This is a genomic window from Permianibacter aggregans, from assembly GCF_009756665.1.
In the GTDB taxonomy this organism is placed as follows: domain Bacteria; phylum Pseudomonadota; class Gammaproteobacteria; order Enterobacterales; family Permianibacteraceae; genus Permianibacter; species Permianibacter aggregans.
In genome coordinates this window covers 3409580-3425231 of the sequence record NZ_CP037953.1, presented here as the reverse complement: position 1 = coordinate 3425231, position 15652 = coordinate 3409580, and the positions used below count along the sequence as shown (strand labels likewise).

16 protein-coding genes are annotated in these 15652 nt (G+C 54.4%); 11 read left to right on the top strand and 5 right to left on the bottom strand.

The window, feature by feature from the left end:
- The first annotated feature begins 15 nt into the window (after positions 1-15).
- Entirely contained in the window at positions 16-876 is an 861-nt protein-coding gene (locus E2H98_RS15475) for a substrate-binding periplasmic protein (RefSeq protein ID WP_133590445.1), read from the top strand.
- Positions 877-878: 2 nt separating this feature from the next.
- On the opposite strand, the gene E2H98_RS15470 is transcribed toward E2H98_RS15475, so the two are convergent.
- Positions 879-1700 carry a M90 family metallopeptidase gene (locus E2H98_RS15470; protein WP_133590443.1) on the bottom strand — a complete coding sequence of 274 codons (822 nt, stop codon included), beginning with the start codon at positions 1698-1700 and terminating at the stop codon, positions 879-881.
- Between the two features lie 159 nt (positions 1701-1859).
- Between E2H98_RS15470 and E2H98_RS15465 the strand changes: the two genes are divergently transcribed.
- Positions 1860-2729, top strand: a complete 870-nt coding sequence (locus E2H98_RS15465) for an alpha/beta hydrolase (protein WP_157591413.1) — start codon at positions 1860-1862, stop codon at positions 2727-2729.
- A 60-nt stretch (positions 2730-2789) separates the two neighbouring features.
- Here the strand turns inward: E2H98_RS15465 and E2H98_RS15460 are convergent, their stop codons facing one another.
- Entirely contained in the window at positions 2790-3269 is a 480-nt protein-coding gene (locus E2H98_RS15460) for an acyl-CoA thioesterase (RefSeq protein ID WP_133590439.1), read from the bottom strand.
- Between the two features lie 17 nt (positions 3270-3286).
- Entirely contained in the window at positions 3287-4300 is a 1014-nt protein-coding gene (locus E2H98_RS15455) for a Vgb family protein (RefSeq protein ID WP_133590437.1), read from the bottom strand.
- A gap of 126 nt (positions 4301-4426) precedes the next feature.
- Here E2H98_RS15455 and E2H98_RS15450 point away from each other — a divergent pair, with 126 nt between their 5' ends.
- From E2H98_RS15450 to E2H98_RS15435, 4 genes are all read left to right on the top strand, one after another.
- Positions 4427-4909, top strand: a complete 483-nt coding sequence (locus tag E2H98_RS15450; RefSeq protein WP_133590435.1) for a cupin domain-containing protein — start codon at positions 4427-4429, stop codon at positions 4907-4909.
- Positions 4910-4984: 75 nt separating this feature from the next.
- Complete coding sequence (locus E2H98_RS15445; protein WP_162848172.1) at positions 4985-7906, top strand: ligand-binding sensor domain-containing diguanylate cyclase; 2922 nt, start codon at positions 4985-4987, stop codon at positions 7904-7906.
- Between the two features lie 96 nt (positions 7907-8002).
- On the top strand, positions 8003-8983 hold the full coding sequence (locus E2H98_RS15440) for an ankyrin repeat domain-containing protein (RefSeq protein ID WP_133590431.1): 981 nt from the start codon (positions 8003-8005) through the stop codon (positions 8981-8983).
- Entirely contained in the window at positions 8980-9729 is a 750-nt protein-coding gene (locus tag E2H98_RS15435) for an alpha/beta fold hydrolase (protein WP_133590429.1), read from the top strand. The genes E2H98_RS15440 and E2H98_RS15435 overlap by 4 nt, the downstream gene beginning before the upstream one ends.
- Positions 9730-9751: 22 nt before the next feature.
- Here the strand turns inward: E2H98_RS15435 and E2H98_RS15430 are convergent, their stop codons facing one another.
- Positions 9752-10027, bottom strand: coding sequence for a hypothetical protein (locus tag E2H98_RS15430; RefSeq protein ID WP_133590427.1), 276 nt, complete (start codon positions 10025-10027; stop codon positions 9752-9754).
- Positions 10028-10093: 66 nt separating this feature from the next.
- A complete protein-coding gene (locus tag E2H98_RS15425; RefSeq protein ID WP_133590425.1) occupies positions 10094-10792 on the bottom strand; it encodes an SDR family NAD(P)-dependent oxidoreductase in 699 nt (232 codons plus the stop codon).
- Positions 10793-11038: 246 nt separating this feature from the next.
- Here E2H98_RS15425 and E2H98_RS15420 point away from each other — a divergent pair, with 246 nt between their 5' ends.
- The 5 genes from E2H98_RS15420 (at position 11039) to E2H98_RS15400 (ending at position 15567) form a co-directional block, all read left to right on the top strand.
- Positions 11039-12418 (top strand): DUF4397 domain-containing protein, encoded by a 1380-nt coding sequence (locus E2H98_RS15420; RefSeq protein ID WP_133590423.1) that lies wholly within the window; start codon positions 11039-11041, stop codon positions 12416-12418.
- Positions 12419-12681: 263 nt separating this feature from the next.
- Entirely contained in the window at positions 12682-13506 is an 825-nt protein-coding gene (locus E2H98_RS15415) for a class I SAM-dependent methyltransferase (RefSeq protein ID WP_133590421.1), read from the top strand.
- Complete coding sequence (locus E2H98_RS15410) at positions 13503-13895, top strand: YchJ family protein (protein WP_133590419.1); 393 nt, start codon at positions 13503-13505, stop codon at positions 13893-13895. The genes E2H98_RS15415 and E2H98_RS15410 overlap by 4 nt, the downstream gene beginning before the upstream one ends.
- Positions 13896-14213: 318 nt before the next feature.
- Positions 14214-15107, top strand: a complete 894-nt coding sequence (locus tag E2H98_RS15405; protein ID WP_133590417.1) for a DMT family transporter — start codon at positions 14214-14216, stop codon at positions 15105-15107.
- Between the two features lie 31 nt (positions 15108-15138).
- Positions 15139-15567, top strand: coding sequence for a hypothetical protein (locus E2H98_RS15400; RefSeq protein ID WP_133590415.1), 429 nt, complete (start codon positions 15139-15141; stop codon positions 15565-15567).
- The last annotated feature ends 85 nt before the right edge of the window (positions 15568-15652 follow it).

Genomic DNA, 15652 nt, shown 5'->3' with positions numbered 1-15652 from the left:
AAAGGAGTTTCAGCGATGCGGCCATTATTGTTGATTGCGACAGCGCTGATGCTTTCGACGGCGCAGGCGAATAAGCGCATCCAAGCACCAACAACGACGGCCTTGCCTACCGAAATCACCGCCTGTGACGATCCCAATTGGCCACCGTATGTATTTATCGGCAGCGAACACGGCCATCCGAAAGCGCAAGGCTTCTCGGTTGATGTCATTGCCACCGCGTTGGCTGAGCATGGCCTGAAACTGAAAGTGGAAACCATGCCATGGCTGCGTTGCCAGCGCGAACTGAATTCCGAAAGCCGTTTTCTGCTAGCGCTCGGTGCAGCGTACACGCCAGAGCGCAACGAGCACTATCGCTTGTCACTGCCCTACCATGCGCTGCAATCCACGTTGTTTTTTATCGAGAGTCATTGGCCAGCAGGAAAAACGTTTAGCCGAAAAGAAGAACTGAAAACCATTACGCTGTGCGCGATGCGCGGCTTCCCGCTGAAAAATCTCGGTTTGGAAGCTTATCGTGTGGATCGTGGCCACGACAATTATCAGCAGATGTTGGACAAACTCCATTACCGCCGTTGCGATGCCTTGCTGACACCGATTGAAGCGATCGATGCCGTGCTGAAACAGGCGCGTCTGTCACCGCGCCATCAACCGTTATCAAAACGGGAAATTCCCTGGCAGGAAGCCACCAGCTTTCATGCGCTGTTGAACAGGCACCATCCGCAAAGTGCCACGCTGCAAACGCTGCTGAACGAGGGCCTGACCACGATGGCTCGTGATGGCCGACTCGATGCCTTACGAAAGAAATGGTCGCTACCAGCGCTGGCTTTGCCGCTTTCCCCAGGCCAACAAGCCCCTACCCGTCAACACGCTGGTGAATGAGCTTATTGCCAGGACAGTGGATTCAAACGAAAAAACTGCGCCAACTCCTGATACAGCTCTGGGTACTCCTGCTGTAATGCCGCCGGCTTTTCAAAAAACACTTCCGAAGCGACGGCAAAAAATTCAGCCGGATTGGTCGCGCCGTAATGATTGAACAGACTGGGTAAATCGCGCTCAGCATCCTGTTGCAAACGTAAATACGCTGCGCTGAATACTTTCGACCAACGGTGATAATGATGTGCCGATTGCAGAATCGGCACGCCGGTGGCGCTGCCTTTTTCCTGGTCGAGCTGATGGGCAAATTCGTGAATGACGACATTATGGCCATCGTCCGGCGCATGCAAACCGTCGAGTGTGTCCTGCCAGGACAAGACCACTTGGCCTTGATCCCAGGATTCGCCAGACAACACTTGTCGATGTTCGGTCACCAACCCTAAGTGATCAACTTCATCCTTGTGCACGATAAAGGCATCCGGATAAACCAGGATCTGCGACAGCGACGGGTAATAATCGGTTTCGCGATTGAGCAGCAACAAACAGGCCTGGGCGGCAATGGTCACACGGATTTCATCGTTGATGACGATACCGTTGCAACCAATAAATTCTTTCTCGTGCAAAAACACTTGGATATGTTTTTTTAACTGCAGTTGCAAATCGGCCGGCAGACTGCGGAAATACGGCACGCGTTTACGCAGAATCTGACGCCAGTTTTCCGGGAATGGCTGTTGCTGAAGGCGCCGACGTCGGGCCTGAATGTAATACGGTTTGCCGAACACGTAAGCCAACAGCAGGCTGGCAATCAGGGCAATGATCAATAACGGCACAAGTGGCGCTCAAGCATCGATTGGAGCAGCTTAGATGGGCACATCGACCAGCAATTGCAAGTGCCGATGGATAATTTTCACCGTGGGCCCGGTTTCCCTGATGGTGCTCAACTCGTTAGAATCGGCGGCCCCCTCAGTCACTCACAGGAAGAGTCGCCCATGTCACGCTTGATGAGTTTGTTGCTGCTTGTGCTTTTCGTCGGCTGCCAACCTCAGACCACAGCAACCAGCGAAAAATCCGCCGCAAGCGAACCTATCGGTATCGGTCACAGCCTTCAATTTTCTTCATCCGTACTGAGTCAACAACGCACACTGAACATTTACTTACCTGCCAGCTATCATCAGCAAACGCAAAAATATCCGTTACTGGTACTGCTTGATGGCGGCTTGCATGAGGATTTTCACCACATTACCGGCATTGCCCAATGGGCCGCGTTAACCGGCAGCTATCAGGAAGTGATTGTGGTGGGTATCGCCAACATTGATCGCAAACATGATCTGACTTCGCCATCGGATAACGAGCTCGACAAAAAGGAGTTGCCGACTCATGGCGGCGCAGCGAAATTCCGTACGTTCATCAGTGAGGAATTACTACCCTGGCTGCAACAGCAATACCGGATCAGCGATCGCCGTTTGCTACTTGGCGAGTCATTGGCCGGACTGTTCACTACCGAAACCTTTTTGCTGCAACCGGAGATGTTCACCGACTACATCGCGATCAGCCCCAGCCTGTGGTGGAATGACATGAAACTCAGTCTGGATGCCAAAAGGCATTTGCAGAACGGCGACTATGCCAATCGCCGGCTGTGGCTCGCGATGGCTGACGAAGGTGGTGATATGCGCACCGGCTATCAGCATTTGATCAATGCCTTGAAGGCCATGCCCGCAAGCACCTTGCATTGGCAGGTCACACCGTTCGCAGACGAAAAGCACAACACCATTTATCATCCTGCAGCCACCAAGGCAGTACGCGATTTGCTGGCGCTACAGGGAACCGGTCATCCGGCGGCAGTGACCACGGCAAATTGAATATTTTTTGCCATAAAGAAAGCCCGGTACTCACCGGGCTTTCTTTAATTAGGCATTTTCTCAAAAACGAAATTCGCCCAATTTTTCCTGCAACTGCTTGCGTAGTTCCATCAGATCAACGGCGTAACGTTCGAGTGCCTTGTCTTCTTCAGTTTCCGGCGTCCAACTTGGCACCTCGACCGGTACACCGCTGGCATCGACGGCAACGAAAATCAGCAGGCAGTGCACGGCTTTGCTCTCCGAAACGTTGCGCAAATCACTGGACGCTACCTTGACGGCGATATGCATGCTGGTGCGACCGGTGTGTACCACTCGGGCCTGTAACTCCACGAGGCTGCCAATCAACACCGGCTGATAAAAATTCACGTCACCAATATGCGCCGTGACGCAATAACTACCGCTCCAGCGCGACGCACAGGCATAGGCAACGGTGTCGATCCATTTCATCATCGTGCCGCCATGCACCTTGCCGCCAAAATTGACATCGGTCGGTTGCGCCATGAAGCGCATGATCAACGCATCGTTGCGAGTGCCTGCCATATGGTTCTCCGGTCTGGTTATGGCGCAGAGGATTTCACCTTTGGTGCCGTTGCTTCATCAGTGGGTTTAGCGCTGGCCAGCGCACCGCTGTCGATACCGAACCAGAATTGCTTTTGTTTCGGATCAAAATACATATGGCGCACGGTACCATCGGCCTTGACCTGTTCGCTACCGATGAATCGCTCGGTTTTGGTATCAAAGCCAACAATACGATTTGGATAGGTATTGGTTTCGGCAATCCACAGTCTGGCGTTGCTGTCGAGTGCGGTGCCATAGGGTTTGCTGTCTTCACCACCGGGCATCAGCCAGGAACTGAACACCTTGGTTTTCGGTTGATAGCGCACCAGATGCCCCTCGGCATAATCGACAGTCCAGATACTGCCATCATCGGTGATTTCCAGGCGGCGAGGACGAGCGCCTTCGCGCGGCAGCACCACTTCCCTGACCTTGTCGGCGCCCTGATCGACGGTGCCGAGTTTGTTGGTGCCAAGCAAAGCGATCCACGGCCGGTTATCCGGCGCCATTTTTATGCCGTATGGGCGCGCTTTCGGTGTCGGCACCGGAAAAATTTGCAGCGCATGATTGCTGGTATTCAAATGGCCTACGACATTGCTGTGCTGGGCGGTAAACCAGATATCTCCCTGTTGATCGAATACCAGCGTATGCGGATCGGTGACACCGGATGGCATTGCAATTTTTTTGATCGAGCCATCTTTCGGATCGAGTATGCCGATGTAGGCCGCACGATTACCGGCGAACCAGACCATGCCTTGCTGATCGACGATCAGATTGTGCGGATGAGTGCCATCCGGAATGTCAAAACGCTTGAAAGATTTACTTGCCGGATCAAATCGAGCCAGATAATTGCCCGCCTGTCCACAGAACCACACCGATTGATCCGGTGCAACGTAAGGGTCGCGAGGCACGCCCTGCCATTCGACCGCGTATTCGTTGATATGCAATACCGGCTCATCGGCCAGCACGCTGATACTGCTCAGCAACAACAACGAAGTGAGAAGAAATGATTTCATTACACTCTCCCTGGTTGTTTCAGATACGGCAATCGGGATTGCCGAAAAGGAACGCCTTATGCACTGATTGAAATTGATCGTAGACTGATGGCTTGCACCGGCAACTATCGTTTCCAGGAGCGCGCCATGCCAGACCCATCCTATCCGCTCGTTTTGCAAGCCGAACAAGTCCCACCCCGCACCACGCCATCACTGTATCCGGCGCCTTTTGCCCAACGGGTGGAAGGCCGCGTCAAACGGGTATTGGGCGACCCGTTTGGTTTGCGCAATTTTGGCGTCAACCTGACAAGCTTAGCACCCGGCGCTTATTCGGCACTGCGTCATGCCCATAGCAAACAGGATGAGTTCATTTACATTCTTCAGGGACGGCCCACCTTGATTACGGGCGATGGTGAAACCGAGTTGATGCCTGGCAGTTGTGCCGGCTTTCGGGCTGGTAGCGGCGATGCCCACCATTTGCACAACCGCAGCGATGAAACGGTCGTCTATCTGGAAATCGGTGATCGCAGTATTGGCGATGCGGTGCACTATCCTGATGACGATATCCGCGCCGTGTTCAACAGCGAAGGCAAGTGGGTATTCACCCACAAAGACGGCAGCGCGTATTAGGCCTGGCACATGAACTTTGCGCCAACGCAAAGTCCGTGCCGGGTTCGCTGGTTTTTTCGCCGGTTTGCAGCTAAGGTGAATACGTCTTCAAAGCAAAAAGCCAAGGTCGCGATGCGAGGAATTCTGCTCTGGTGGTTGATCATTTCGATCAGCGGCTTTTCGCTGCAGGCGTCGGCATCGGCGGACCGGGTCAAGCGCCAATACAATTTTCGCGAGTACACCGTGTTCGATGGCTTGCCGCAAGGGCAAGCGCTGGCGTTGGCACAAGACAAGGACGGTTATATCTGGACCGGTACTTACGCCGGGTTGAGCCGCTACAACGGCCACCGCTTCGATAACTTTTCCATTCGCGATGGCCTGCCGAACAATACCGTACGCAGCATTCTGAGCGGTCGCGATGGTCGACTGGTATTTGGCACCTCGGACGGCGTCTGCTTTCGTCAACACGAAAGCTTTCAATGCGTCCCGCAAGGCGCACGTTTGATTGCCGGCAATGTCATGAGCCTGCTGGAAGCCAACGATGGCAGCTTGTGGATTGCCACCGATGGCGGCATCACCCACTATTTTCCGCAACACTCAGTGCATTACACCAGCAGCAACGGTTTACCGAACACGATATTCAGAGCACTGGCACTCGACAACGAACAGCGATTGTGGGCAGGCAGTGCCTATGGCGTGTTTCGTTTGCAACGCGATCATTTTATTGCCATCGCCGGCGAACACCTGGCGAACAAAAGTGTGCGCGCCTTGCTGCATACCGAACAAGGCATGTGGGTTGGCACCACCTCCGGGCTGTTCCTGCTTCGAGACGATCAACCGGTTGCGCTGAGTACCTTGCCGGAAGCGCTGCAAACCGGTGCCGTGTTATCGCTATTTGCTGACCGTACCGGCAGCATTTGGATCGGTACTTACAGCGGTGTCTACCGCTACCACAACCAACAATTTGAACAGCTTTCACCGCAACAAGGACTGCCAGCGATCGCGGTGTACGACATTTTTGAGGATCGTGAGGGCAATATCTGGATGGGCACCGATCAAGGTGTCAGCAAGTATGTGCCTGGGCCGTTTGTCAGTTACACCGACAAGCAAGGATTGGGTAATTCATTTGTAAGGGCAATGGCGGTTGCCGAAAATGGCGATCTCTGGATAGGCACTCGCGACGGGGTTTCCGTTATCGATGTCGTTAGCGAAAACATTCGCGACCTGCGCGAAGCGCTGCCGATGAAGAGCACTCGCATCTTCGCCATGCAGGCTATGCCGGATAATCAGATGCTGATTGGCACCCAGGAAAATTTAACCCTGGTGCAGAATGAAAAAGTCGTCCGTCATTATTTTATGGCCGATGGCTTACCAGCCGATTATGTTTCCGCAATTCATCGCGATGCCAACGGTCAGGTTTGGCTGGGCACGGCTCGCGGCTTGGCGCTTTGGCATCCCAATCGGATTGAGGCAAAAGTCTCCAGCGATTTTCCGATCACAGCGATTTATGCACTGAAAGGCGATCGTCGTGGCCGGCTATGGATTGGCACCGGCAATATCGGCATGCTGATTTACGACCCGACCAGCAATCAATGGCAGCAGCTACCCAATATTCCCGAACTCGGCAAAGACACGATTTGGTCGCTAGATGTCGACGCAGAGGGCAATTTCTGGATTGGTACCAACGGCCTCGGTTTGTTTCACGTCAGCGAAAACTTTCAATTACTCAATACCATCACAGCAGCCAATAATCTGAAGAATGATTATGTCTGGCAAGTCAAGGTTGACCGAACCGGACGCATCTGGGCCTACACCAATCAAGGTCTGACTCGTATCGAGAATGAACGCTTTACCTATTTTGATGGTACCGATGGCCTGGTCGATCTGGAAGGCTCGGCCAACGCCATCATTGAACACCCCAATGGCGATATGTGGTTCGGTACCGGCAAAGGGCTCAATCGCTTTACGCCGGGTTATGAATCGCCGATTTCGCTGACGCCGCCGGTGTTGATTGAACGGGTCAGTACCTCGGACGGTGCATTACAGGATAACGATGAGTTGTCGTCCGAGGTCAGCCAGTTGCACATTCAGTACGCCAGCCCGATGTTTCGAGATGAACGCGATATTCGCTTCAAATATCGTTTGCTTGGTGCCAGCGATGCCTGGTCGATGCCAACCGATAACTGGCAGGTGATTTATCCGAAACTGGCACCTGGCCAGTATGAGTTTCAAGTGCTAGCCAGTGACAACAAAGACCAATGGTCGGCTGAACCAGCAACGTTTCGTTTCGGTGTGCAAACCCCACTATGGCAACGCCCGCCGTTTTTGTTGCTGTACGGCCTGCTGGCTTTGCTGTCGGTGTACTTGCTGATGCGCTGGCGTTTTCAGCGCTTGCAACGACAACAGGACCGACTGGAACGCGAAATCGAAGATCGCACGCTGCAATTGAAAGCCAGCAACGCAGAACTGAATCGCCTGGTTGCCACCGATCACCTGACCCGCATTTACAATCGTCGCCATCTGATGAAAACCTTGCATCAGGAGGTGATGCGGCTGAGCCGTAGCCCGGCTTCAACCTGCCTGGCGTTGTTGCTGATTGATGCCGACCATTTCAAGGACATCAACGACAGCCACGGTCACACGGTCGGCGATGAAGTGCTGATTGCCATTGCCGAGCGGATGAGCAATCTGGCTCGGACTACCGATGTTGTCGCGCGCTTTGGCGGCGAGGAGTTCGCGTTATTGTTGCCAATGACAGATCAACAAGGCGCCGTGCACGTCGCCCAAAAATTGCTGGCGGCAATACGCGACGAGCCATTTACCACCAGTGGTGGTGTGACCCTGAAAGTCACCGTCAGCATTGGCTACGCGCTACTCTGCAATAGCCGCGACAATCAGATGGGCCATCAGGCAGACGAGTTGATCAAGGCTGCCGATACCGCACTGTATCGGGCCAAGCGCGATGGCCGCGATTGCGCCCGTGGCGAAAATGTCGTTGTCACGGCAATGACTGACTGAATGTAGCCAAGGCATTCTCAGCAAGGCTGGCGGCGGCTACCATAGTTGAATCCATCCTCGTTTCAACACACTCGCGCAGTGCAAGGACGCTCCACGATGAACCGCTTCTTTACTTCGATTTTCTGTTCCGCCATCGCTGTCCTGTCGATCAGCGCTTACGCGGCGGAAACCTCCGTTGCCGAACAGCGCATGTTGCAGTTGATGACCGAGTTGCAACAAGCCCATGAACGCGGTGATACCGCCCGCGTTCGCACCCTCGAAGCCGAAATTCGGGCGCTGACGCCGGAAGTCAAAGCCGAGCAGCAACGACGCATGCAAGCGACACCAGATAACAACTTGCTGTTGCAACGCATGCAACAGCAACAACAAGCCTTGGAGCAGCAAGCCCGTTCACCGGATTACCAAATTAGCCTGGCGGCGCGCAAAGGGGACTTGGCAGAAGTCAAACGTCAGCATCAGCTTGGCGCCAACCTGAATGGGTTTCGTCTGGATCCGGGACCACCGTTGATGGAGGCCGCGATGCATGGCCATCTTGCGGTAGCGGAGTATTTGATCGAGAACGGCGCCCAGTTTCGCCTGACCGAAAAACTGTTCACCCTCGATGCCTTGCGCCTGGCGGCCGAAGCGAAAGAAGACAAGTCGGCGATGATTCGTTTGCTGGTGGCAAAAGGAGCGATGGCGCAGGGCGATCTGGAAAACATCGGCTCGATTGCGCTGAAAAACGAAGAGGCGAAAGGCCGTCAGCACATCGGCGTCGCCGGTAAACAACTCACCAGCGGTTCGGCGCTGATGGCCGCGATTGAAAAAGACCGGGCCGTGCATGTCAAAACGCTGTTGGCGCTGGGCGCCTCACCGAATGATTGGGCCTTTGGCCAATCGGCGTTGATGGTGGCTGGCAAACGGCTGAACGTCGATATTGCCACTCAGCTGCTTGATGCCGGCGCTGATCCGAACGTAAAAAATCAGGCGCAGAAAACGGTGCTGACATTGGTAAATGAAAAGCGCGAAACCGCGCAGAACAAAGCTCGTCGTGATGCGATGCTGGCGCTACTGCGTTCGCGCGGGGCGCAGCCTTGAGCGAGTCGGCACCGGTGATCGTGCTGCGCGGCTTGTCACGCGAAGCCGCACATGCCGAAGCGTTTTTGCAAGCGCTACGTAACGCGTTGCCAAACCACACCGTGCACTGCCCCGATTTACCCGGTACCGGTCAGCGTTTTCAGGAACGCTCTCCCAACCGAGTCGAAGCCATCGTTAGCGAACTGCGGCGCACGGCGCCCGAAGGCAACAAGCATCTGGTTGGCATTTCGCTCGGCGGCATGATTGCCTGTGAATGGGCCAGGCAAACTGCAACGGAAACGCGTTCGCTGACGATGGTCAATGCCAGCCTGCGTCGCTACAGCTTCTTTTGGCAGCGGCTGCGCTGGCAACAGGCGGCTCGCATCATTAGCGCGTTATGGCATTGGCGGAATGTCGAGAAACGCGAACGGCGCATCATGGCGCTGGTTTCCAATCTTCCGTTCGATGCGGAACGATTGCGGCAGTGGGTGGCGATTCAACGTGCCCGGCCCGTCAGCTGGCAAACCATCAGCCGACAAATGCAGGCGGCCGCGCATTATGCCGGCCCGATCAATGCACCCTGCCCGAACACCCAAGTGCTGATCAGCAGACAGGATAAACTGGTCTCACCGGCTTGTTCGGAACAGATTGCCGCCGCCTGGCGAGTGCCGGCGCACTACCACCCGGAAGGTGGTCATGATTTGTTTCTTGATGCGCCGTCATGGGCGGCAAGACAGGTTGCCGATTGGATTCTTCACCATAATTGAAGGGCGCCACGACTGAAACCGTTCAGATTGGCAGTGGCGTCTGCACCGTCAGCGATGGCGAGCAATTTTTCAATCGCAGATACTTCAGCACGCATTCATCAGCCAGTGACTGATCTTTTTCGGTGCACACCATTCGGCGTACCACCGAAGCCGGCTCAATGATTTCCGCGCCCAGTTTTTCACTGTCCAAATGCAGCAGCCGCAAACGTACATGACCGCGCGGCAAGCGTTTCTGTTCTGTCGATTGATAAATCACCCGTACCGATGGGCTGGACGGGTAGCGGCCGACCCAAATCATCGCTGCGCTCCAAGGCCTGTTCAACACCGCTTTATCGTGCACAGGGTTCGGGCGCAATCCTTGCGCTCAAACGCGCACGCTGGACATGCCCCCATCAACGGCAAACACCTGACCCGTCACGAACGGTGTTGGCATCATCAGCAGCCACTCGCAGAGCGACGCGATGCTGTCGGGCTGACCAATGCGCTTCATCGGGTTCATCTGCTCGATGCTCTGGCGACGTTTGGCATCGCGAATCAATGGCTGCGACAGCGGCGTTTCAATCAAGGCCGGTGCGATGGCATTGACATGGATGCGCGGCGCCCACTCCGCCGCCAAAGATCGAACCAAACCTTCCAGCGCACCTTTCGCCGTGGCTACCGAAGCGTGGAATTTCAAACCCGTTTGCACAGCAACCGTGCTGAACAATAACACCGAGGCGTGATCGGCTTTGCTCAATGCCGAATGACAGGATTGCAAGGCTTTAATTGCACCGAAGGTATTCAAGGCCAGATCTTCCTGAAATTCCTCCAGTCGAATCTGGGTAAAGGGTTTCAAGCGGATGGAGCCGGGACAATAAATCAAGCCGTCGAGCTTTTCCGGCAAAAAGGCAACAGGAAAATCCTGCTCGAGCACATTCCATTGCTGCGTGTGCACGGCGCCAGAATATTGCTCGACGTGGCGCGACAAGCACCAGACTTCATCATCGCGCGCCAGCAAACGCTCAACAATGGCAGCGCCGATTCCGGAATTGCCGCCGACGATCAACCACTGTTTTTTGCTCATGCCTGTCTACCGTTTCTGCTTTCAGTTAGTAACGTCTTGATACGAGAGATTTTCAGTCATAGCTTCAATGACGTGAACAATTTCTTGCCGTCATTCGATACCTCTACGTTTAAACATTCATTCCGGATTGGTCCTTTTGTCACCGATAAATGGCGTTGATCGCAAACAGGTTGGAAGGCGTAACGGCAAGTGTCATTCAGGCGGTATGACACGGTCCCTGTGTAAACGAGCAAATGGAGAGTAAAGATGAAAGTGGTAAACCGCACGCTATTGACGATGGCGGCTGTGGCGCTGTTAAGTGCCTGCAGCGTATTCGATGATGACGATGACGACGTGGATCTGCCGCCTGCGCCACAAGTGACCAAAGCACGTGTCGTGCATGCCTCACCGGATGCACCGAAAGTGGATGTGTTGGCCGGTGGCACCACCGCCGTCAATGATTTGGATTATGCCAACGCCACGCCCTATTTCAATGCCAGTGTCGGCAACGTCAGTGCCACCGTACAAGGCGTAACGCCGGGCGGCAACGTTACGGTCATCGGTCCTGCCAATCTGACGCTGAATGCCGATCGCAACTACACGCTGATTGCAACCGGTAATGTCGCCAATATTACGCTTGATGTTATCGATGCCTCGACTGCTGCTGTGCCGAGCGGCAGCACTCAAGTCACGGTATTCCACGGCGCACCGAATGCACCAGGCGTCGATGTTTATGTCACCGCACCAACAGCCGATCTGGCTTCCGCGGCAGCGCTGGGCAATTTTTCGTTCCGCCAGAAACTGGGTCCGGTCACGGTCAATAATGGTGACTACCGGATTCGGGTCACGCCGACAGGAAATCGCAGCACGGTTGTCTTCGACAGTGGCACCATCAGTTTGAGTGGCGGCGATTTGTTGTTGGTCGCGTTGCAGAATATTCTCGCGACGGAAATCGATAACACCGTTTCACCGATCAATCTACTACTGAGCGATGGCGTCAACCCGAGCAGTATCATTCGTGACGCCAACACACCAGCGGCGCTGCGTGTCGTGCACAATTCGCCGGATGCACCAGCCGTTGACGTCGTGGTTAACGATAACTTTGCGGCGCCACTGGTCAATGCTCTGGCATATCCGAACTTCACGCCCTATGCCACGGTGCCGCCCGATAGCTACAACGTCAAAGTCGCCGCGGACGCCGACAACAGCATCGTCGCGATCAATGCCGATCTGGACTTGGCCGCGAACTCGGTCAGCACCGTTGCTGCCGTCGGTCCGCTCGCCTCGATTGAACCACTGGTGCAAAGTGATCGCATTCGACGCATTGCCACTGAAGCGCAAGTCAGACTGACCCACGGCAGTCCAACGGCCGGCAATGTCGATATTTACGTGACGCCCATGGGCACTGATATCAATACCGTCACGGCCAATTTCAGCAATGTGCCATTCAAGGCCGATACCGGTTATGTCAGCCTCGCTACCGGCCGCTACGACATCACCATCACAGCAACCGGCAGCAAAACCGCCGCCATTGGTCCGCTGACCGTGACGCTGGAAAACGGTGGTATCTATAGCGCCATCGCACGCGATGCGGCGGGTGGCGGCTTACCGCTCGGCGTCATTCTGCTTGATGATTTCGCGCCATAAGCCAGAACCTTTTCATTCCCCCTGAATATGAACGCGCCCAACGGCGCGTTTTTTTTGAAGCCATCTCAAAAATAGTCTGGGCGAAGGTGAGGTGCGAGAAGAGGAGCGGAGGAACCGCAGTTTACAAATAGTAAATGAGGATTCCGAGCACCACATTCGCGCAGATCACCGAGCTCCAGGCATTTTTGAGATGGCTTCTAGTTAAACCGAAACGGACTTCCCTGCTACTATGCTTTAGCTGTTGGTTTTGAAGGAGAGCGTCAATGCAGGAACGGCATGCCACAAGCACTTATTTGCACGGCTACACACCGCACGAACAGCAACGCCTGCGGCAACAGGCGGCGATGACCGAAGCACTGATTTATCAGAGCGTTGAATTACGCAGTGTCGAGTCACTGCTGGAGATCGGCTGCGGAGTTGGCGCCCAATCGGAAATCCTGTTGCGCCGTTTTCCACAGCTTCGCTTGCACGGCGTCGACATCAACGAAGCCCAAATCCTGCAAGCCAACGCCAACCTTGCCGAAAGCACCATTGATCCGGCTCGCTATCAATTCTCCGTGATGAACGCCGCTGAATTGCAGTTTCCCGATCAGCAATTTGATGCGGTTTTCATTTGTTGGGTATTGGAACATATCAACGACCCGCTGAGTGTTTTGCGTGAAGCCCGTCGGGTGCTGAAGGAACGTGGCGTTATTTACCTCACCGAAGTGATGAACAGCAGCTTGCTGCTGTCACCACGTTCGTTCGCCGTTGATCGCTACTGGCAACGATTCAACGAAGTGCAGCAACAACAAGGCGGCGATCCGTATGTCGGCGCCAAACTCGGCAACCTGCTGCAAGCCGCCGAATTTCGCGATATTGTGCTGGAACCGAAATCGTTTCATTACGATAATCGCGAGCCGGAAAAGCGCACCGCGATGCTGCGTTACTGGACCGGCTTGATGCTGTCGGCCGCCGATGCCATCCGCGATGCCGGCGGATTGAACCGTGCCGATATCCAGGCCATGGAAGCCGATATGCACGAGCGTGAACAACGGCCGGAAACCATTTTCTTTTACAGCTTTATCCAAGCCAAAGCCCACCGATGATACAAACTGAAAATGTCCCCTGCCCCTGTGGTTCTGAACTGGCTTACGGCCAGTGTTGTGGCCCGCTGCATCAGAGCAAGAAAGCAGAGAATGCCGAGCAGTTGATGCGCTCGCGCTACAGCGCATTCGTCATGCAAAATACCGACTATCTGCGGCGCACCTGGCATGAATCGACGCGGCCATCACAAGATGATCTGGCTGCCGACCCAAAAACAAAATGGCTCGGCTTGGAAGTACGCCAACATCGGTCGATCGACGAAAACGAAGCGGAAGTGGAGTTCGTTGCCCGCTACAAAATCAACGGCCGCGCCCATCGCTTGCATGAAACCAGCCAGTTCGTCAAAGAAAATGGCCAATGGTTTTATCTGCGAGGACAGATCCACGAATAGAAGCCATCTCCAAAATGCCTGGAGCTCGGTGAGGTGCACGAATGCGGTGCTCGGAAAAATCCGCCGGGAGCGGATTTTAGCGTAGCCCCCAGGGTGAACCACATGGATGTGGTGAACAATCCTCATTTACTACTGGTAAACTCCGGTTCCTCCGCTCCTATTCGTGCACCTCGCCTTCGCCCAGACTATTTTTGAGACGGCTTCTAGCGGAAACACAGCGTTTCTTGACAGCGTGAATTGTTCGTCCAGTTTTTGTTGGCCTTGTCTCGTGGCATGCCGGACAATAGCTCGCCTTCCTGAGCAAAGCTATCCGCGATCATGAGCACCCGTCACCTCCTCGATATGTTGTTATTGGCCGCCCTGTGGGGCGCCTCATTCCTGTTTATGCGTGTTGCCGTACCGGAGTTCGGTGCCGTGCCATTGATTGCGGTGCGCGTCGGCATCGCCGCGCTGTTTCTGATCGCCGTCATCGTCATTCGCGGCCAGTTATCGGAGCTAAAAGGCAAAGCGGTGCCGTTCACGGTACTGGGTTTATTGAACTCGGCCGTGCCGTTTTCCTTGTTCGCCTATTCAACGCTATTCATCACCGCCGGCTTTGCCGCCGTGTTGAATAGCACCGCGCCGTTGTTTGGTGCCCTGATCGCCTTTATCTGGTTCCGCGAACGTCTGCCATGGTTGCGGGTACTGGGCCTTTTCATCGGCTTTACCGGCGTGCTGGTTCTGCTCTCCGGCAAAGTCTCATTCCAACCGGGCAGCGGTGGCTTTGCCGCACTCGGTGCCCTGTTCGCGGCGTTCCTCTACGGCATCGCCGTCAACTACACCAAACACACGATGACCGGCGTACGTCCTCTCGTTACCGCCACCGGCAGCCAAATCACGGCGACGTTGATGATGCTGCCATTCGCGATTTACCTGTGGCCGGATAACAGCATTTCCGTCAAAGCTTGGCTTAGCGTCATCGCGCTCGGTGTATTTTGTACCGCGATTGCATATCTGCTGTTCTTCCGCCTGCTCGGCCAAATCGGTCCCACGAAAACCATCGCCGTCACCTATCTGATTCCACTGTTCGGCATCACTTGGGGTGCGCTGTTCCTTAGCGAAGGCATTACGCTGCCGATGATCATCGGCGGCAGTATTATTCTGGCTGGTGTCTCGTTGGCGACTGGGGTAATTAGCTTTAAAGCGAAAAAGTTGGCGACTTCGGAAAGATGAGCGACAGCGAATTGAGATTTATCAAAAAGCCATGGAAACAATCGAAGAACTTATAAAACAGCTACAAACCATCTTACAACCATGGCGAGCGTATCTCATCGCAGTCGATGGCCGTGACGGTGTTGGCAAAAGCCCTTTAAGTCGATACATGGCTTGGAAACTAGAAGTGCCTCTCGTTGAAACAGATCTCTACCTTGCAAATGACGATTGTAATCCTGCGTATCATATGCGCGAGTTAAAGCGAGTCCTGCAATCTCGCCTTAATCACAATCGGCCGGTCATCGTGGAGGGTATATTTATTCGCCGATTATTGAAGAGCCTCGATTTAACTCCAGACTTCGTGGTTCACGTGACCCGCCCAGAATGCGAAGGTAGCCTCGCATGGGAGGTCGAATTTCTCGCGTATGAATCAGAGTTCCAACCTGAGTCTGCGGACCAACAAATTTCATGGTTAGAATAGTTCCGGACTTTTAGTAGACACATACCTGTAGACATAGAATGAATCGAGCGTAGCGAATAGAGTCCCCATTCCTTTGAAATCTCCT